General features: G+C 43.2%; 18 protein-coding genes. 7 read left to right on the top strand and 11 right to left on the bottom strand.

The features are described 5' to 3' along the window. The first annotated feature begins 16 nt into the window (after positions 1 to 16). From EC846_RS02070 to EC846_RS02060, 3 genes are all read left to right on the top strand, one after another. Entirely contained in the window at positions 17 to 2,275 is a 2,259-nt protein-coding gene (locus EC846_RS02070) for an ATP-binding cassette domain-containing protein (RefSeq protein ID WP_123773951.1), read from the top strand. A gap of 143 nt (positions 2,276 to 2,418) precedes the next feature. Continuing rightward, positions 2,419 to 3,537, top strand: a complete 1,119-nt coding sequence (locus EC846_RS02065) for an acyltransferase family protein (RefSeq protein ID WP_123773949.1) — start codon at positions 2,419 to 2,421, stop codon at positions 3,535 to 3,537. 141 nt (positions 3,538 to 3,678) lie between these two features. Further along, the gene (locus EC846_RS02060; RefSeq protein WP_123773948.1) at positions 3,679 to 5,418 is read left to right on the top strand and encodes an amidohydrolase; all 1,740 of its coding nucleotides are present in this window, start codon (positions 3,679 to 3,681) and stop codon (positions 5,416 to 5,418) included. Positions 5,419 to 5,473: 55 nt separating this feature from the next. On the opposite strand, the gene purC is transcribed toward EC846_RS02060, so the two are convergent. From purC to dapA, 3 genes are read right to left on the bottom strand one after another with little or no spacing between them, the layout of a single operon-like run. Beyond that, positions 5,474 to 6,193: a phosphoribosylaminoimidazolesuccinocarboxamide synthase gene (gene purC / locus EC846_RS02055; protein ID WP_005260273.1), complete on the bottom strand. Its 720-nt coding sequence runs from the start codon at positions 6,191 to 6,193 to the stop codon at positions 5,474 to 5,476. Between the two features lie 35 nt (positions 6,194 to 6,228). Beyond that, positions 6,229 to 6,831, bottom strand: a complete 603-nt coding sequence (locus EC846_RS02050; RefSeq protein WP_123773998.1) for a lipoprotein-34 precursor (NlpB) — start codon at positions 6,829 to 6,831, stop codon at positions 6,229 to 6,231. 15 nt (positions 6,832 to 6,846) lie between these two features. Continuing rightward, positions 6,847 to 7,740: a 4-hydroxy-tetrahydrodipicolinate synthase gene (gene dapA / locus EC846_RS02045; protein ID WP_123773947.1), complete on the bottom strand. Its 894-nt coding sequence runs from the start codon at positions 7,738 to 7,740 to the stop codon at positions 6,847 to 6,849. A gap of 292 nt (positions 7,741 to 8,032) precedes the next feature. Between dapA and pncA the strand changes: the two genes are divergently transcribed. The 3 genes from pncA to EC846_RS02030 all read left to right on the top strand — a co-directional run bounded on the left by pncA (position 8,033) and on the right by EC846_RS02030 (position 10,073). Next, positions 8,033 to 8,665, top strand: coding sequence for a bifunctional nicotinamidase/pyrazinamidase (gene pncA, locus EC846_RS02040; RefSeq protein WP_123773996.1), 633 nt, complete (start codon positions 8,033 to 8,035; stop codon positions 8,663 to 8,665). A gap of 91 nt (positions 8,666 to 8,756) precedes the next feature. Beyond that, a complete protein-coding gene (locus EC846_RS02035) occupies positions 8,757 to 9,221 on the top strand; it encodes an Lrp/AsnC family transcriptional regulator (RefSeq protein ID WP_004776369.1) in 465 nt (154 codons plus the stop codon). Positions 9,222 to 9,434: 213 nt separating this feature from the next. Continuing rightward, positions 9,435 to 10,073, top strand: a complete 639-nt coding sequence (locus tag EC846_RS02030) for a YitT family protein (protein WP_004776366.1) — start codon at positions 9,435 to 9,437, stop codon at positions 10,071 to 10,073. Between the two features lie 83 nt (positions 10,074 to 10,156). Here EC846_RS02030 and glmS read toward each other — a convergent pair whose 3' ends face one another. The 8 genes from glmS to EC846_RS01990 form a co-directional block, all read right to left on the bottom strand. Then, on the bottom strand, positions 10,157 to 11,995 hold the full coding sequence (gene glmS, locus EC846_RS02025; protein ID WP_123773946.1) for a glutamine--fructose-6-phosphate transaminase (isomerizing): 1,839 nt from the start codon (positions 11,993 to 11,995) through the stop codon (positions 10,157 to 10,159). 12 nt (positions 11,996 to 12,007) lie between these two features. Then, positions 12,008 to 13,372, bottom strand: coding sequence for a bifunctional UDP-N-acetylglucosamine diphosphorylase/glucosamine-1-phosphate N-acetyltransferase GlmU (gene glmU / locus EC846_RS02020; RefSeq protein ID WP_123773944.1), 1,365 nt, complete (start codon positions 13,370 to 13,372; stop codon positions 12,008 to 12,010). A gap of 20 nt (positions 13,373 to 13,392) precedes the next feature. Next, positions 13,393 to 13,914: a phosphatidylglycerophosphatase A gene (locus tag EC846_RS02015; RefSeq protein WP_069577635.1), complete on the bottom strand. Its 522-nt coding sequence runs from the start codon at positions 13,912 to 13,914 to the stop codon at positions 13,393 to 13,395. Beyond that, a complete protein-coding gene (thiL, locus tag EC846_RS02010) occupies positions 13,892 to 14,809 on the bottom strand; it encodes a thiamine-phosphate kinase (RefSeq protein ID WP_123773942.1) in 918 nt (305 codons plus the stop codon). Before thiL ends, EC846_RS02015 begins: the two co-directional genes overlap by 23 nt. Before the next feature lie 15 nt (positions 14,810 to 14,824). Then, a complete protein-coding gene (gene nusB / locus EC846_RS02005; RefSeq protein ID WP_004657014.1) occupies positions 14,825 to 15,274 on the bottom strand; it encodes a transcription antitermination factor NusB in 450 nt (149 codons plus the stop codon). Positions 15,275 to 15,277: 3 nt separating this feature from the next. Continuing rightward, positions 15,278 to 15,748 (bottom strand): 6,7-dimethyl-8-ribityllumazine synthase, encoded by a 471-nt coding sequence (gene ribE / locus EC846_RS02000; RefSeq protein WP_004659764.1) that lies wholly within the window; start codon positions 15,746 to 15,748, stop codon positions 15,278 to 15,280. Positions 15,749 to 15,759: 11 nt separating this feature from the next. Beyond that, a complete protein-coding gene (gene ribBA / locus EC846_RS01995) occupies positions 15,760 to 16,881 on the bottom strand; it encodes a bifunctional 3,4-dihydroxy-2-butanone-4-phosphate synthase/GTP cyclohydrolase II (RefSeq protein WP_123773940.1) in 1,122 nt (373 codons plus the stop codon). Between the two features lie 249 nt (positions 16,882 to 17,130). After that, positions 17,131 to 18,423 (bottom strand): hypothetical protein, encoded by a 1,293-nt coding sequence (locus EC846_RS01990; protein WP_171258949.1) that lies wholly within the window; start codon positions 18,421 to 18,423, stop codon positions 17,131 to 17,133. 68 nt (positions 18,424 to 18,491) lie between these two features. Between EC846_RS01990 and serB the strand changes: the two genes are divergently transcribed. Then, positions 18,492 to 19,712 carry a phosphoserine phosphatase SerB gene (serB, locus tag EC846_RS01985; protein WP_047429908.1) on the top strand — a complete coding sequence of 407 codons (1,221 nt, stop codon included), beginning with the start codon at positions 18,492 to 18,494 and terminating at the stop codon, positions 19,710 to 19,712. Positions 19,713 to 20,102 lie beyond the last annotated feature (390 nt).

Raw genomic sequence — 20,102 nt, 5'->3', positions numbered from 1 at the left:
AACAGCGAGACGGCAGATGAGCAGCAGAACAATAAATATTTATGGCGCGCGACAAAATAATCTTAAAAATATTTCATTGAAAATTCCGAAAAACAAAATCGTTGTATTCACGGGCGTTTCAGGTTCAGGTAAATCTTCACTGGTATTTGAAACGATTGGTGCCGAAGCGCAACGACAAATCAATGAAACACAGGATAGTTTTGTGCGTAACCGTTTACAGCATTTTGGTGTGGCGGATGTCGATAAAATTGAAAATCTGAATGTTCCCGTGATCATCAATCAGAAGCCTTTGACTGGAAATATCCGCTCAACTATCGCGACCATTACCGATATATATGCCAATTTAAGGTTATTGTTTTCACGAATGGGTGAGCCTTTTGTCGGGTACTCTCATGTTTTTTCATTTAATCACCCCAATGGCATGTGTCCACAATGTGATGGGATTGGTCTGGAACAGACCATTGATATCTATAAAATTCTGGATCTAGAGAAATCTCTAAATGAAGGGCCAATCGACTTTCCGACCTATCAGCCACATGCTTGGCGTTGGACCCGTTATGCCGACTCGGGCTATTTTGATCTGGATAAAAAGCTAAAGGATTATGATGCGGAAGAGTGGGAGCTTTTCTTAAATGCAGCGCAGCATAAACCGCGTCATCCTCGTAAAGACTGGAGAAAAACTGCTTTATATGAAGGCCTGATTCCACGTTTTGAGCGAAATTTCTTAAAAGGTGAAGCACAAGAGCGCAACCGTTATCGCAATATTCTGGACAAGGTTATTACTGTCGAAAAATGTAGTCTTTGTCAGGGGCAGCGTCTGAATCAGACTTCGCGGAGCTGCAAGATTCAAGGTAAAAATATCTCGGACTGCACTGCATTGTCGGTGGCTAAATTACTGAGCTTTATCGAATCGATCAAGAATGAAAAGCTGGAGACGGTATTACATGAAATTCGTAATAAACTTCATTATTTAAATCTGGTTGGACTTAGTTATCTGACTTTGGATCGGGTCAGTAACACCTTATCGGGTGGGGAGTCGCAACGCATAAAAATGGTCAAACATTTGGGCAATAGCCTGGTCGATCTGCTTTATATTTTCGATGAGCCCAGCATTGGACTTCACCCTAAAGACCTGGAAAATATCATCCAGATCATTCAAAAAATTAAGAACAAAGGCAATAGCGTGCTGTTGGTGGAACATGATCCAGACCTGATCAGGATTGCGGATCATGTGATTGATATGGGGCCTTTATCTGGACAAAAAGGCGGCGAAGTCATTTATCAGGGGAGTTTTGCTGATCTTAAAAGCTCCTCTGGTTTAACAGGGCAGTTTTTCCAGCGCCCCAATCAATATAAACAGGTGGCACGAAGCAGTCTGGAAAAAATGACCATAAAAAATGCGCGGCTCTTTAACCTGAAGAATATTAGTGTTGATATTCCCAAGAATTGTCTGACCGTGGTAACGGGTGTTGCTGGTTCAGGTAAAAGTACGCTGATGAGTAAAGTCTTACCGCAGCAATATCCTGAAGTGAAAATTATTGATCAATCTGCCATTACTGCAACGATCCGATCAAATCTACTCACTTATCTGGACTTACTGGACAGCATTCGCCAGTTATATGCGCAACAGAATAAGGTCAGCGCGAAACTGTTTAGTTTTAACAGTGAAGGGGCATGTCCGCAGTGTAAAGGTTCAGGTATTGAGAAAATTGAGCTGGCCTTTCTGGATGACGTGGAAATGGTGTGTGAGGTCTGTCATGGTTCAGGCTATGCAGAACAGGTACTCAACTATCTTTATAAAGATAAGAATATTGCCGATGCTTTAAAAATGACGGTTGCAGAGGCTTATGATTTTTTTGAAGTAGCTAAATTGAAGCAACAATTCAAGACCCTGATTGATTTAGGTCTGGACTATATTGCCATTGGTCAACGCCTGAATAGCTTTTCTGGGGGAGAACGACAACGCCTGAAACTCAGCCGTGAGCTTGATCAGACCAATAATATTTTCGTGCTGGATGAGCCAAGCTCAGGCTTGCATCCATCTGATACGGTTAAACTGATCCAGCTACTCAATACCATCGTTGAGCAGGGAAATACCGTCATTGTGATTGAGCATAATCTGGAAATCATGACACAGGCAGACTGGATTGTTGATATTGGACCATTGGCGGGTGAACAGGGCGGAGAACTGATGTTTGCAGGGCCAGTGAGCCAGTTATTAGAAAATAAGCAATCTTATACAGCGCATTATTTAAGAGATTATTTAAATCGCTAATAGCAAAAGAGGGTACGGCGTATCAGAAAGTCTGAGTCATGTCATGACTTGGTATCGAGCATGATATTTTTGTAAGTGACCACTAGACACTCTGGATAAAAGGTCGCATCATCCCCGCTTATCAAGGATGATAAAGCTCCACCATGACCACAAACAAAATTAATGCAGCGGAAAGTATCCGAGGCTTGGCATGTCTCGCCGTTGTGTTGTCACATTTATCGTTAACTTTCTTTCCCCAAATGCATAATTTTGGCTGGAGTAGCGTGCCTCAATATGAGGTTTTTGCACAATTACATCATTCTCCATTGGCCTTCTTTTATTCGGGCACGGGCGCAGTTTTTGTCTTCTTCGTTTTAAGTGGTTTTGTCCTGACCCTATCCAGTTTTAAAAAACAAAATACCGCCACACAGCTGAAAAAATCATTGATTAAACGCTATCCACGTTTGGCCATTCCCGCGTTTGTCTCTTGTATTGTGGCCTATCTGGTATGTTTTGTGCCCGTTGATGTTTCTCATGTTTCAGAATGGGGGGCTGCTTTGGCCAATCCTCATCCTCAACTGAAGACGGCCCTCTATGAGGGAAGTATTGGTGCATTTCTGTTTGGAGATTCAAGCTATAACTGGGTTTTGTGGACCATGCAAATTGAATTGCTTGGCTCATTGGTGATTTATCTGGCAAGTTATCTATATAGTAAATTGCCCATTTTATCTGCTCTCTTTTTGCTGGTGAGCGTTGCTGCGGCTTATATGATTTCGCAGACCGTATTACTTGGCATTCTCAGCTTTATATTGGGAATGGGGCTATTTCTGTATGCGGCAGAGCTAGGGACGGCTGTTTCTATACTCTTGTTCTTGTTCGGTCTGTATTTTTGCGGGGCACATAATAGCAGTTCGAGTTATCAGTTTTTTATATCATTTCTGGGCGAACAAACTTACGATTATCTGAATTTTCTTGGTGGCTTTCTGGTTGTGTATGCTGTGTTAAAAGGCAAATGGCTGGCCCAGTTTTTTGATCAACGTGTCTTGGTGTTTTTGGGTAAAGTATCTTTTTCAATTTATCTGATTCACTTGGCAATACTTTATGCCTTGGGTATTCCATTCTTCAATCTTTTGCATGTGCAGCTGGCGTTCTCTTATTTCAATGCAGGATTGCTGGTAAGCCTGTTTACGATGGTGGTGAGTATCATTTTGGCGCAGTTTTATAGCCGTTACATTGACGATGCCGCGATGAAAGTGTCGAATAAACTGGCTAAATTATTTTAGTCTTTAGGATGAGATCAGATTCTGTGCCATAGCCCTTAAAAAATTGAACAAACATTACAAAAATAATCAGTGAATGCTTTCTATTCAGCCCAGAATCAGTTTTAATCATAAAAGGCATAATAAAAATATGGGTTTAAAAATATGAACCGTAACCATCTGCAGCAATTTGCATGGGTCACTTCCTTTTCAATTGTTCTATCAGGCTGTGCAACTTCATCCATACCCGTCAGTTCCAGCGAGAAACTGTTTTATGGCGGCCCCATTTTAACCATGACGGGTGATACGCCAGAATATGCCGAGGCCTTGCTGGTCAAGAATGGCACCATCCGTTTTGTGGGCAGCAAACAGCAGGCGGAACAACTGGCTGATAAAACCGTTCAAGTCATCGATCTCAAAAACAAAATCTTGCTGCCAAGTTTTATCGATGCCCATAGCCATGTGAATATGGTGGGTTTTCACCAGATGGTCGCCAATCTATATCCGCAACCTGATGGACAGGTCTCGGATATTCATTCATTGGTTAATGTGCTGAATACATGGAAAAAGCAACATCCAGAAGTGATTCAGACCATGGGCGGCTGGATATTGGGCAATGGCTATGATGATGCACAACTCAATGAAAAAAGACACCCCACCGCAACTGATCTTGATCGCGTCTCAACAGATCAGCCTGTGATGATTTTGCATCAATCTGGACATCTGGCTTCCGTTAATCATAAAGCACTCGAATTGCTAAAAATTGATCAGAATACGCCGAATCCTGCGGGTGGCGTGATTCGCCGTGAAGCCAATTCCAACGTACCGAATGGTGTCCTTGAGGAGTCGGCACTGTTTACTGCAATCGGTTCGATTTTTAAAGATGTACCGCCCGCTGTCATGTTCCAGATCGCACAGAAAGGCATTGATGCTTACGTGAAAAATGGCTTCACTACGGTACAGGAAGGACGGGCAGATCAGGGCACGACTGAGATGTGGCGGAGCTTGGGCCAGCAAAATCAGTTGCCGATTGATATGGTGTCTTATCCAGATATTACCACCAGCAAGGACTATATGCTCAAATACGGTAGCAGTCGTCAGTATGATCACCATTTCCGCATTGGTGGGGTTAAAATCAGTCTGGATGGCTCACCTCAGGGCAAGACCGCTTGGTTGACACAACCGTATCTGGTGCCGCCTGAAGGCAAGGATAAAACCTACAAAGGCTATGCGGCGATCAGCAATGATCAAGAGGTGAAGGATTATATTAATTTAGCCTTCAAACAAGGCTGGCAAGTGCTTGCACATGCCAATGGCGATGCTGCAATTGATCAGTTTATTGCTGCGGTAAAAGACGCGACCCAAAAGCAGGGTCAAGCAGATCGTCGAAGTGTGCTGATTCATTCACAAACGATTCGTGATGATCAACTTGACCAACTCAAGGCACTGGATATTATTCCTTCCTTCTTCTCGCTGCATACTTTTTATTGGGGTGACTGGCATCGTCAACAGACACTGGGTGAGCAGCGTGCAGCACGTATTTCCCCTACAGCAACGGCGTTAAAGAAACATCTGATTTTTACCGAACATCATGATGCGCCTGTTGTACCGCCAAGTAGCATGATGATGCTTGATGCGACTGTGAATCGAACCACCCGTAGTAATTATGTCTTGGGCGCAAATGAACGGGTAAGTCCTTATCTGGCGTTAAAGTCGATGACGGACTGGGCTGCCTATCAATATTTTGAAGATCAACAGAAGGGAACTTTAGCTCAAGGCAAACTGGCAGATCTGGTGATTCTGGATCGGAACCCGCTGACTATTCCAAGCCGCGAGATTAAAAAGATCAAGGTGGTGGCGACTTATAAAGAAGGTAAGCTCATTTATCAGGATTCAAAAAATTAAAATTATAAAAAACCGAGCTATTTAGCTCGGTTTTTTTATGCGATCTAAGCTCAGCTTAGATATCGTCTAGGTTAATACCTAAACGTGCCGCAACTTCTTCATAGGCTTCAACCACACCACCTAAACCTTGGCGGAAACGGTCTTTATCAAGTTTTTTCTTGGTGTCTTTGTCCCATAAACGGCAACCGTCTGGAGAGAACTCATCACCTAGGACGATACGGTCATGGAATACACCAAATTCAAGTTTGAAATCTACCAGAATCATATTACCAGCGTCGAATAATGCTTTAAGTACATCATTTACTTGGTAAGTGAGTTCTTTCATTTTTTCAAGCTGTTCAGCAGTCGCCCAACCTAAAGCAATCGCTTGAGATTCATTCACCATTGGATCGCCAAGAGCATCATCTTTAAAGAATAATTCAAATGTTGGCGGTGTTAACTCTTTGCCTTCTTCAACGCCTAAACGACGGCAAAGTGAACCAGCAGCATAGTTACGAATGACACATTCAACAGGAATCATCTGAAGTTTTTTTACGAGAACTTCAGTTGGAGAAAGCAATTTTTCAAAATGGGTTTCGATGCCTGCTTCAGCCAGTTTATCCATGATGAAGGCGTTAAAACGGTTGTTGACCTTGCCCTTACGATCGAGTTGCTCGATTTTTTCGCCATTGAATGCCGAGGCATCATCGCGAAAGACTAAAATCAGGTGATCAGCGTTATCTGTTTCATATACAGATTTTGCTTTACCAGTATAGAGCAAGGTTTGTTTTAACATGAGGGAACCTTTTGAAAAAAATGCCTAGTAAACGACTAGGCTGGCCAGTTTTGGTAAATCTGGGCTAATACTTCCGTTGCAACCGCAGGGTCTGCAAAGGTTGTATCAAGTTTAAACAGTGCAATGGTATTGCTTGAGCCAACAGCGGTAAGCTTCAGTAGGTAGTTTTGCTCACCCACTTTAATAGTCGCTTCATAGCCATGATCTGCCTGAGAGATGACTTTATAGTTGAGGCTGCTGACAGTCGCAAAAGCATATTGCCAAGCAGTTGCAGTCGGGCCATCCACTTTAAGCAATGGGTTCTTATTCCCATCCATCACCAGTTGTGGACGACCTAAGCTGGTTGCTGTTGCTTCAGTTGTCGTGGTTGCAGTTTGCGCTGACTCTGGACGAGGTAACGCATAACGTTTGCCCGTCTTGTTCTCAAATGACGGTGCATGTTGAATCGCAAGTGGGTCAACCGTTGGTGCTGGATACAATGGCGTAAATGGTCTTACCGTTGCATTCTCAGGGAACTTGAGTGGTTCAAGCGCTTGCGCTTTTTTATAATCTAAAGAATGATTATTGAGGGCAAAACGACCACAACCAGCCAAACTTAAAGCTGAAATGACTAGGACAACACCAAGACGTAATTGCATCATAAATTGCTCGTATTAAATAATTCCCGCAGTTTTTAAATCTGTGCGGAGAGGTTCACGATATTGTTCTGCTAGAGCGGTTAATGGCAGGCGTAAACCTGTACTGATATATCCCATCTCATGCAACGCCCATTTCACAGGAATTGGGTTTGATTCGCAAAACAAAATATTGTGTAGATTTGCAATTTGCTGATTCAGACTTTGAGCCTTTGCTTGATCGCCTGCTAATGCAGCTTCACAAACTTCGCTCATTTGTTTTGGTGCAACATTGGCAGTAACCGAAATATTACCTTTCGCACCACGCAAGATCAGTTCCCAGGCAGTTTCATCATCACCTGAATATACGGCGATTTTACCTTCTAAACCTTCGATGAGGGCTTGACCACGTGGTACATCGCCTGTTGCATCTTTAATCCCAACAATGTTTTTAATTTCAGCAAGACGAATGACGGTTTCGTTTTGCATGTCTACACCAGTACGACCTGGAACATTATAAAGAATTTGTGGAATATCAACTGCTTCAGCAATCGCCTTATAGTGTTGATATAAGCCTTCTTGTGTTGGTTTATTATAATATGGCGTAACGAGCAGGGCTGCATCTGCACCGAGTTCTTTTGCTGCTTTGGTCAGCTCAATTGCTTCGCGTGTTGAATTTGCACCTGTACCCGCAATAATCGGGATGCGTTTATTGGCTACACGGATCACTTCTTTGATGACTTGTGTATGTTCTTCCATGCTTAATGTTGAGGCTTCGCCCGTTGTGCCAACAGCAACAATACTATGTGTACCTTGTTGGATGTGCCACTCAACGAGCTTCTCCAGGCTCTTCCAATCTACGCTACCATCTTCAAACATAGGGGTGACGAGTGCGACAATTGAGCCTTGAATATTCTGTGCTAGCTGAGTCATTTTAAAAAACTATCCTATTTTCCCATCCGAGATTGAATTAGTTGAAACGAAATATTGGATGGTTGCAGTATTTTGATTCGTCGTCCAATAATGAATTCGATTGAATGACAATTATGCAAATTATGACTGATCGGCGGCATAAGAACAATATGCTTTAGTCAAACAGCCGAAAACTTTAATTCAACTTTTACCTGAATAATTTTCATGTTAAGAAAAGTTCAGGTCGAAGTAGCCAGACGATAAAGAGCAGCGTATGGTAGAAAGGAGCGAGCAATCCAGAATGAAACACAATATGTATACACTTGCGAAACACAGCGCACTCATTGTTGTAGATGTACAAAACGGGTTTACTCCAGGTGGAAACTTGGCAGTCACTGATGCCGATCAGATTATTCCAGTGATTAATCAACTGGCCCGCCAGTTTGAAATGGTGGTGCTTACCCAAGACTGGCATCCAGAACAACATATTTCCTTTGCCGATAATCATCAGAATAAAGCGCCTTTTGAAACCATTGAGCTGCCTTATGGAACCCAAGTCTTGTGGCCTAAGCATTGCGTGCAGGGGACACAGGATGCCGAGTTTCATCCAGCCCTTGATATTCCAACAGCCCAATTGATTATCCGTAAAGGTTTTCATCCTGATATCGATAGTTATTCTGCTTTTATGGAAGCAGATCGTAAAACACCGACAGGCTTGAAGGGCTATTTAACAGAACATCAAATTGATACGGTTTATATCGTGGGGATAGCCACAGATTTTTGTGTGGCATGGACTGCCTTGGATGCGGCACAAATGGGATTTAAAACCTATGTTATCGAAGATGCATGCAAGGCAATTGATCTAAATGGGTCATTGCAAAGTGCATGGCAAAGCATGCAGGCAGAGGGTATTCAACGCATTCAGGCGAGTGCAATTTTGCCATAAGCTTGAGCTGCCAGAGCGAAAGGCGTTAAACTTTGAAAACTGATGAATCCACATCAGTCAAACCGTGACTTAAAGCAGAATTGAGCGTTTTATGACAGTCGAACTTGATGATTTTGATCAGAAAATTATCCATCATTTACAAATGAATGGACGTTTGGCCAATCAGGAACTCGCTGAATTGGTGGGGTTGTCGACTTCCCAGTGTTCACGCCGTCGAGTGAATCTCGAACAGAAAAAGATTATCACCGGCTATTATGCACAAATTGCGCTGAGTGCTGATCCAGCGCCGATCATGGGCATTATTGAAGTGAAATTACAGAATTATCATGATGCCACGCATGATCGTTTTGTTGAGTTCCTTCTCAATGAGCCAGCGGTTAAGGATATTCATAAATTGACGGGGAGCTATGATTTTGCCTTGAAAGTTGCGGTTAAAAATCTTGATGAAATGGTCAAGTTGATCGGCATCCTGTCTTCCCAGACTTTTGGTGTTAGCAACCTGAATACATCGATTGTTTTGGAAAAGCTCAAAGAAAATGGAATCGCAATTAAATAAAAATAGCTGATTTCTAATGAAAGATGGATCAGAAAGCCATGATTGACTGAAAATGAGCTGTTTATATTAAATGGCTTATTTTGAGTATAAATTGCATTTATGGTGAAAATATAAGAATAAATTGCGTATTTTCAATAAAAATGATCAAATATGCCGCCTTTTATTTGGAAGGCATCTCTCCCTTCTGCTGTTCTGTGATTGAGTTTTACCCTTATGAATACCGAGCAAAATGTATCTCTGGTCAGTCCAGTCGTGCCTATAATTGACCAACATTCCAAAGTTGAAGATGCATTGGCGCTGTTGACGGGTACATTTATCCTTTCTTTTGCCATGACCTTATTGCAGCAAGCGGGCATTATGACGGGAGGAACAGCAGGTCTGTCTTTACTCCTCCACTATATTACCGACATTAAATTTGGTGTTTTATTCTTCTTCATCAATATTCCATTCTATTATTTTGCTTATAAAAAAATGGGCATGGCCTTGGTGGTTAAAACTTTTATTGCGGTTGCTTTACTGGCAGGTTTTTCTGCAATCATTCCCCAATTTTTTCATCTTTCTGATGTCAATCCGATTTATGCAGCCATTTTTGCCAATGTCTTGATGGGCGTCAGTTTCCTGATTTTATTTAGACATCGTTCAAGTCTAGGCGGGATCAATTTGCTTGCATTGTATTTACAAGAACGCTTCGATATTCCGGCAGGTAAAGTGCAGTTGGGCATTGATATGGCAATCTTGCTTACGTCATTGCTGTTTGTAGACTGGAAATTGATTCTGGTTTCAATTATGGGTGTCATTATTTTAAATTCGATTATTCTGCTGAATCATAAAACCACACGCTATATTGCGTAAATCTGTTCTGTTTTATTCTTAGTATTTGATAAATAAAATATAAAAGCAGAGAAGAAGGGCGAACCCCTCTTCTCTAGATCGCATTATTCTACCGTTACACTCTTGGCAAGGTTACGTGGCTGATCGACATCAGTTCCACGTAATACAGCGACATGATAAGACAATAATTGTACTGGTACGCTGTAAACGATTGGCGCTAACCATTCATTAACGGCTGGAATATGTACAACGTGTTGACGGTCTTTACCGTGAATACCACTGTTTTCATCCGCGAAAACAAATAACTCACCACCACGTGCTTGTACTTCTTCCATGTTCGATTTGAGTTTATCGAGCATTTCATCATGCGGAGCCAAAATCACCACAGGCATTTCGTTGTCGACTAAAGCAAGAGGGCCATGCTTCAATTCACCTGCGGCATAACCTTCAGCATGAATATATGAAATTTCTTTCAATTTCAATGCACCTTCAAGCGCGATTGGGAAATGTGTACCACGACCCAAGAACAGGCAGTGATTCTTTTCCACGAACAGCGCAGACAAGCGAAGAATTTCAGTATCACCTTGCAAGGTATCTAAAATGACTTTCGGGCAGTGCCATAAAGCAGTAGTAATTTCATTCAGTTGCCCATCAGAAAGACGTTGTTTCACCTGACCAATTTTCAGGATTAACAACATCAATGCCGCAAGCTGAGTGGTAAAGGCTTTGGTTGATGCCACACCAATTTCAGGGCCAGCCAGCGTCAGTAAATGGTGATCTGTTTCACGCACCATTGATGACGTTGCGACGTTACAAATCGTCATTGTCGTGATGTCAATGTTGTTAGCTTTGGCACGTTTTTGAGTTTCACGTAACGCAGCTAAGGTATCCGCAGTTTCACCTGATTGAGAAATACAGATATATAGCGTATTGGCAACGATGACAGGTGTGCGATAGCGGAATTCACTTGCGATTTCAACCTGACAAGGCACGCCAATCAATTGCTCGAACCAGTATTTGGCAATCATGCCCGCATGGTAGCTGGTACCACAGGCAATAATTTGAATTTGCTGGATTTTACTGAAATCGGCATCGGCATGATTTAAGAAATCTTCGCGTAAGCTATTGCCATTCAATGCTTGAGAAATGGTTTGCTGAATCGCTTCAGGTTGCTCATAAATTTCTTTGAGCATGAAGTGCTTATATTCGCCTTTAGAAGCATTACTAACAGTTGCATCTAATTCTTTGACTGGGCGTTCAACCGCTTCACCATTTGCAAAAACTTCAATGCTATTACGGGTTAAGCGTGCAATATCGCCTTCTTCTAAATAAACAAAGCGATTGGTCACAGGCAACAAAGCCAACTGGTCTGAACTGATAAAGTTCTCACCAATACCCACACCAATGACCAGTGGAGAGCCTTCACGCACGGTAATCAGCTCATCCGGATGTGCAGTATGCACAATACCCAGTGCATATGCACCTTTCAGGCGAGGTGTAATTTTTTGTACCGCTTCCAGCAGACTATCAGTTTGTTTTAGTGCTTCATTAACGAGATGCGCAACAACTTCTGTATCTGTTTGAGAGGTAAAGACATAACCTAAAGCTTGTAATTCATCTTTAAGTTCTTGGTAGTTCTCAATAATACCGTTATGTACAACGGCTACATTGCCAGAAACGTGTGGATGCGCATTGTTTTCAGTCGGTTTACCGTGTGTTGCCCAGCGTGTGTGTGCAATACCCACATTACCTGTTAACTGCTGTTCTGCTACGGCTTCAGCTAGATTAGCTACTTTACCTACGCGACGTTCACGCAGGATTTGCTGTTTATTGAGCAAGGCTAAACCTGCAGAGTCATAGCCACGATATTCCAGACGTTTTAGACCTTCGATCAGAATCTCGGTTACACAACGTTCAGCAACGCCACCAACAATACCACACATAATTTTATCCTCTTATTTTTTCAGTTTTTGGGGACGTTGATAATCCGCTTTTTCAAACTGCTTTGCTCGTTCCACAGCCAAACTACGCTCAGCCACATCTCGTGTTAAGGTAGATCCCGCACCTGTGGTCGCACCCTGACCGATTTTGATTGGTGCAACCAATGAGTTATTGGTTCCAATAAATACATTGTCTTCAATAATGGTACGGTGCTTGTTGGCGCCATCATAGTTACAGGTAATCGTGCCTGCACCAATGTTACAGCCTGCACCGATATCCGCATCACCTAGATAAGTGAAGTGGTTGGCTTTAGAACCAAGACCAATATTTGAATTCTTTACTTCAACAAAGTTGCCGATATGCACGTCATTGGCAAGATTAGCACCTGGGCGTAAACGCGCGAATGGCCCAATCTGGGTATTTTCCCCAACTACCGCGTTTTCAAAAATACTATAGGCCTGAACCTTGGTACCTGCAGCAATACGGGTATTCTTTAAGATACAGCCAGCGCCGAGGTGGACGTTATCGCCAAGTTCGCAGTCACCTTCAATGATGACATTGACATCAATTTGTACGTCTTGACCGCACTTGAGACTGCCACGCAAATCAAAACGATTTGGGTCAATCAGATGAACACCTTGTTGCATCAATTCTTTGGCTTGCTGTTGCTGGAATTGGCGTTCTAAGGTTGCCAGTTGTAGACGGTCATTGACGCCTTCAACCTCGAATTCTAGCTCAGGCTGAATAGATGCAATCTCTAAGCCATCTTCAACTGCCATTGCGACAATATCAGTCAGGTAATATTCACCCTGAACGTTATTGTTAGAGAGCTTTGGTAACCATTGATGCAGTTTGGCATTGCTGACGCAGTAAATACCTGTATTAATTTCCTGAATCTGGCGCTGTTCTTCATTGGCATCTTTATGTTCAACAATGGCTTGAATTTTGCCAGCTTGACGAACGATACGACCATAACCTGTTGGATTTTCAACATTCAGGGTGATCATGCCGATACCAGATTGACTCGAAGCTTCTAATAGTTGTTCAAGCGTACTTTGACGAACGAGTGGCACATCACCATAGAGAATTAAGGAAATACCATCTTGCGGTAGTACTGGTAAAGTCATTTGAACCGCATGGCCTGTGCCTAACTGTTCAGCCTGCTCAACCCATTCGATCTGTTCGGCAACGAAGCTTTGTTTAACCAGCTCACCGCCATGACCATAAATGGTAATAATATTTTGCGCATTCAGTTTTTTTGCCGTCTGGATCACATGACCCAGCAGTGGACGACCTGCCAATGGTTGTAATACTTTTGGTAGTTGTGAACGCATTCGCGTTCCTTTCCCTGCTGCAAGAATAATAACAGTTGTTGACATAACTAACTCTAATTTATGGCTTAAGTCAAAATATAAAAATGAATAATAAGAATACAGAGTGCTGCCCAAAGTCCCGCAATGATATCGTCGAGCATTATTCCGAAGCCGCCAGAAACTTTCTGATCTGCCCAGCTGATCGGGAATGGTTTCCAGACATCAAATATACGGAATAATACGAATCCAACAATGACCCATAACCAGTTCACTTGTTGCAAATAAAGCAAAGGGAGCAGGGTAATGGATTGTCCTGCAAACTCGTCCCACACAATACGTCCATCGTCGTGGACATTGATCACTTTTGCTGTATGGCCACAGATATAAATGCCAATCAAAGACATGAATATGACCACAACGATGCTGGCAGACAGACCGAGATATACCCATAGTGGCATAAACAGGAGTGCAAAGGCCGAACCAAATGTACCCGGTGCTTTAGGTGCTAAACCAGAGCCGAAACCGACACCGCAAAAAACGATGAAACGGTCAAACCAAGACATTTGGTTAAAGTGAATGGGAGGTTTATGCAAAGTGTTGGTATCCATGAACATGTAACGGGCATGTTTCGCCCATATACTCAAATAACAATCCAGTTTGTTGGGTAATTTCGCCAATTATTGTAATCGGAACATCTAATTGTTGTCGCGACAGTTCCTTAAAGTTTTGCGGTGATATTGTAAAGCATAATTCGTAATCATCACCGCCTGCAAGTGCATAATGCCAAGCCTGTTGCAGATCGAGTTGTTTTAGTGATGGATCTAACGGAAGTTGATCAAGCTGTAATTTTGCACCGACATCGGAAGCTTTCAGAATATGACCCAGATCCTGAGCCAAGCCATCTGACACATCAATCATGCTGGATGCCAGACCTTTCAGCTGTTGGCCAAGTTGACAGCGTGGCGTTGGGTAGTCCAGACGTTGTTGCAGGGCATGACCAAGATGCTGCAATCCAAAGGCTGCGTCTCCAACTTGCCCACTGACACAAATATAATCACCAACCTGAGCGCCTGCACGAGTAATGGCCTGACCGTGTTCAATCCAGCCCAACGCCGTCACGCTAATCGTGAGTTGAGTACTTTGAGTGGTATCGCCACCGATCAGGCTCACACCAAATTGATCACAGCAATCGAAAAGCCCCTGACTAAATCCAGCCAGCCAGTCGTGATCAACGGTCGGTAAGCTCAGTGCGAGTAAAATACTGTGGGATTTTGCACCCATTGCCGCCAGATCAGATAAATTGACAGCGACACTTTTCCAGCCAATAGCATGGGGAGCCGTATCTAGGGGGAAATGTCGACCAGCAACCAGTGTATCTGCACAGATCACCAATTGTTGTGAAGGAGGGGGGGTGACAATGGCTGAGTCATCACCGATGCCTAAACTTACATCTGCATTGGATGTACGCTTAAAGTAGCGCTCAATAATGGAAAACTCAGCCATACAACATCAAGCCTATTATTTTGCTTGTTGTTTTTCAGCTTCACGAAGTTTTGATGAAAGACGGTCTAATACACCATTGATGTATTTATGGCTGTCTGCACCACCAAAGTGTTTCGCTAACTCAATTGCTTCATCAAGTACAACACGATACGGAACTTCGAGGTGATCTCGTAGTTCATAAGCGCCTAAACGCAAAGTTGCAAGCTCTACACCATCAAGGGCATTTAGCTCACGGTCAAGTACCGGGATGAGTAACTCATCTAAGGCTTCATGTTGAGCAACCACTTGAGTGAGCAATTCATGGTAATAGTTAAGGTCAACTTTGTGCATCGCATTTTCAACACGGGTACGTGCTTCAATTTCATGTACAGGGTTATGACTCATTTGCCATTCATAAATCCCTTGTACAGCAAAACGACGTGCTTTGCGTTTCGCTGCATAAGCGGCCTGAAGTGTTTGCGACATGCTTTAAATTGCCTTTAATAAGTTAACCATTTCGATTGCAGTCAATGCAGCTTCGCTACCTTTGTTTCCTGCTTTCGTACCAGAACGTTCAATTGCTTGTTCAATGCTGTCTGTCGTCAAGACACCATTGATCACTGGCATTGTGCTTTCAAGTGCAACCACACCTAAACCTTTCGCACATTCGCCTGCAACAAAATCAAAATGTGGTGTGCTACCACGAATCACTGCACCTAATGCAATGATGGCATCAAATTTATTTGAAGCCGCTAATTTTTTCGCAACGATTGGCAGTTCCCATGCACCTGGCGCATGAATAACCGTAATCGCATCTTCTGAAACGCCATGACGTTTTAAAGTGTCGATTGCGCCTTCAAGTAAATGTTCAACCACGAAGCTGTTGAAACGACCCACTAAGATCGCATAACGACCTTCGCTTGCGAGATGTAATAAACCTTCAATACGGCGAATTGCCATAGCAACCTCGATTATTTTGCTGTGATTTGATCGGCAGTGATGTATTCCACTACCTCTAAATTAAATCCTGACAGGGCATTGAAACGAAGTGGAGAACTCAACAACTTCATTTTCTCAACACCCAAGTCACGTAAAATCTGTGCACCAACACCAATGGTCTGGTATTGGTGAGAAAGCGCGGCATTGGATTTCAGCGGTTTTGGCTGATTCAAACTATTTAAAGCTGGGCCTAAATCTTCTAAATGATTCTGACCAATCCAGACCAGTACACCACGATCACTTGCAGCAATGTTTTTCATTGCAAGATCAAGATTCCATGCGGGTGAACCGTCTGCTTTATTCAGCTTTAACAAGTCACGAATTGGACTGAAACCATGTACACGAACTGTCGTAACACCCTGTTTCGGTTCACCTTTGACCAAGGCAACGTGAATATCAGGGTTACCAATTTCACGGTATTTATACAGCTCAAAAGTACCATATTCAGTTTCAATGGTCTCTTGAGACAAACGTTCAACGGTTTGCTCATTGGTCATGCGGTAATGAATCAGATCCGCAATGGTCCCAATTTTTAAGCCATGCTTTTCTGCAAATACTTCCAGATCAGGGCGACGTGCCATAGTACCGTCATCATTGATGATTTCACAAATCACTGATGCAGGTTCAAGGCCAGCCAAACGGGTTAAATCACAGCCGGCTTCGGTATGACCCGCGCGGTGTAATACACCACCTGGTTGTGCCATCAATGGAAAAATATGCCCGGGCTGTACGATATCGCTTGGCTTGGCATGTGCAGCAACCGCAGTACGAATGGTATGTGCACGTTCAGCTGCTGAAATACCTGTGCTAATGCCTTCCGCTGCTTCAATCGATAGCGTGAAGTTGGTCGCGTGCTGTGCGCCGTTCTGATCAACCATTAATGGTAGGTTGAGCTGCTTACAACGCTCACGGCTTAAAGTCAGGCAGACCAAACCACGTGCATGGGTAATCATGAAGTTAATATCTTCAGGGCGAACATGCGTTGCAGCGATGACTAAGTCACCTTCATTTTCACGATCTTCATCATCCATCAGGATGACCATTTTGCCTGCACGAATATCTGCGACAAGCTCTTCAACACGACTCAGCGGCATTCGCTTTCACCTTTGATGTTGCCTTTTAAGGCTCTAGTATTCGATAAATCTGGCATAGTTTACCGCATTTTAAAAAATTTCGCCTGTGCTTCTTGATCAATTCAAATATGCCATCTGCAAAAGCAGATATTGGCCTGATCTGGAGCTGCTATTATGAACTTTCTAGGCTCATTTTGTGAGGCGTTTGAGCAGGGAAAAAATAAGGCTTTGTCGTGAAACAAAGCCTTATTTTAAGATCTAGCGCTTGAATCAGGATTCAGTGGCTGCTTTCGCTTTTTTGCCCATCAAGATTTCAGTACGCAGTGTTTGTGCTACAGTTGCACAGGCTTCATTCATGCCATTAATCATGAACGCATGGCGAGTCATGATATTGCTTGGATTCGGCATCGCCACCAATTCATAATTATTTTGAATGGTCTTAAGCTGATCATGATTGAGGTGTAAAGCCGCTTCTTTGGCATGTAGATGCTGAGTCAAGCGTTTCGCTGCTTCAACCGCATCCAGTTGCATAGCATCGACCGCGCCAGCAACCGCACCACGCGTTTGCAAGGCAAAACGTTTATCTTCACGGTAACGTTTATACAATACATCAGACAACAACTGGAACACGGCACCGACCATCATCAGGCATTCTAGCGCTTGTGGCTGTTCCGTGTTGGTGGTTAAAGTTGCACCTTCGCTATCAAATTCTTGGGTGACATGAATCTTAGCGGCATCAATTTCATAATGCTTGGCACAGAGGTCGATACTTTTATCCAAGAATAGCTGGCAAAGTTTAAAATATGGCACCGAAACAGACTGATTGACACTATTCAGAAGTTGCTTCGGATCATAGAACTGAATGTTCAAAGCCAATGCCTGATCATCCAGTTGAACCGCTTCTGCTGGACGCTTCTCGACGCGAGCCTTGCTCTGCGCTTTGGCCTGTTGTTGAGCCTGAGCAACCAGTGTCACCGTATTTTGTTTTTCGAGCGCCAATGCCTGAGTTAAACGTTGAATTTCATGCTTAAGATGATTTTCTTGGTTAATGCGAGCCAGATATTCACTACGTGTTGGACGGGCAATGGCACGATAGGCCAGCCAGATCAAGGCATGAATAAATAAGGAAACTAAAATCGCTAACCATTGGGTACGTAAGATTTCACCGATACTTGGCTGGATGAGGGTGATTTCAACCGTTCCAACTTTTTTCTCATTTTGCAATGCATCACGAACAAACACTTCGCCTTGGCGAGTTTTCGACATCCCACTGGTGGCAAGGACTTGCTTATTGGCATCCAAGATACGAATCGAAGCAACACTTGGATTGGTAGCATAACGATTCGCCACCAGAGCCAATGAAACGGTGTTGGCAGGTTCCAGCTCGGAAAGCGTATCTGCCACTAACTGACTTGTCATCAGTTGACCTTGGCTGGCGCGGTTTTCATTGAGTTGATGTGTCGTTGCAATCACCAATAAAAAGGTATGCAATGCAAAACTTACGATCAGTAGGCTAGCAAATAGCCCTTGGCGAGGCGCATTCAAGTTAAACTTCCAAGGCAAATAGATTTAGGTTCGGTTATGTTATGATTCTTACATACAATAGTTGTCGCTCAACCACGAGTCAATTCATGCGAGAAATCATTCTTATATCCTTTCTAGGACCAGATCAACCGAATCAGTTTACTCGATTAATGCAGGTACTATCCGTACATTCTTTGCAAATACTTGATGTAGGTCAGGCCGTTATCCACAATCAACTCACCCTCGGGATCGTTGTTGCATCGGATAATGAGACTGCTACTGCATTGGCAATGAAAGAGATTCTGATTTTAGCACATGATATTGGCCTAACAGTGCGATTTAAACCAATCTCCAACGCAGAATATGATCAATGGGTGAGTGAAGGTGGCCGAACACGCTATATCGTGACGGCACTTGCCCCAGAACTCACGGCTGCGCATTTGCAAGCGGTCACAAAAATTGTGTCGAGTCAGGGTTTTAATATCGAAACCGTCACGCGCTTATCTGGCCGTTTAGAGCTGGATACTGAGAGTCCTTTCCCGCGTCGGGCCTGTGTACAATTTGGATTGAGTGGGCAGATGTTAGATGCACAAGCCATGCGTGCAGCCTGCCTGAGCTTGTCAGGTGAGTTGAATATTGATGTCGCAGTACAAGAAGACAATGCGTATCGCCGCAATCGTCGTCTGGTGTGCTTCGATATGGATTCAACCCTCATCGAGCAAGAAGTAATTGATGAGTTGGCCTTAGAAGCTGGTGTTGGTGAACAGGTGGCTGAAATTACAGAGCGCGCCATGCTTGGGGAATTGGATTTCCAGCAAAGTTTCCGTGCCCGTGTTGCTTTATTAAAAGGTCTGGATGCGTCAGTTTTACCTAAAATTGCAGAACGTTTGACCGTGACTGAAGGGGCAGAGCGTCTGATTTCAACATTGAAAGCGCTAGGTTATAAGACCGCAATTCTATCAGGTGGTTTCCAGTACTTTGCTGAGTACTTGCAAGCAAAACTTGGGATTGATGAAGTGCATGCCAATATTCTTGATGTTGAAAATGGCATCGTGACAGGAGAAGTGAAAGGTGCGATTGTCGATGGTGCACGTAAAGCTGAGCTACTGCGTCAACTGGCTGAGAAAATGGGCATTTCCTTAGAACAGGCGATGGCTGTTGGAGATGGTGCTAACGATTTGCCAATGCTCTCGATCGCGGGGCTCGGTGTCGCATTCCGTGCCAAGCCTTTGGTTCGCCAAAATGCCAATCAAGCAATTTCCAGTGTGGGTTTAGATGGTGTTTTGTACTTGTTAGGTATGCATGATAAAGACCTGAATCGCGCTTAACACAGCGATTTTGGGTTTCAAATAAGGCCGCTTTTGAAGCGGCTTTATTCATTTTTAAGTCGTCACGATTCCGTCATATTTATGTCTAAATGTATAGAAAAACAACGATAAAAAATTTCTGAAAAAAGTTTTTTTAAGCCCGAAAACATCGATAGTTTTTTGTAATGACACGCCGCAATTGATGCTATATGGAGATTCGGGACTTTTGTAATTTTAAAAAATGTAATTACAAAAGCATATTGCGACAGCTTATGTCGTAAGGTTAATTTCAGGCTCTTTTTTTCTAAAAAAAACACTCCATAATGCATAAAGACGTTAATGCAACACCAAGTACTGTTTGAGATTACAGAACAATATAGAGGTCTGGACACAATTGCAGACCATCCTTTT

Source organism: Acinetobacter sp. BIGb0102 (assembly GCF_003815055.1).
In the GTDB taxonomy this organism is placed as follows: domain Bacteria; phylum Pseudomonadota; class Gammaproteobacteria; order Pseudomonadales; family Moraxellaceae; genus Acinetobacter; species Acinetobacter vivianii.
This window is presented reverse-complemented; position numbering and strand designations above follow the sequence as displayed.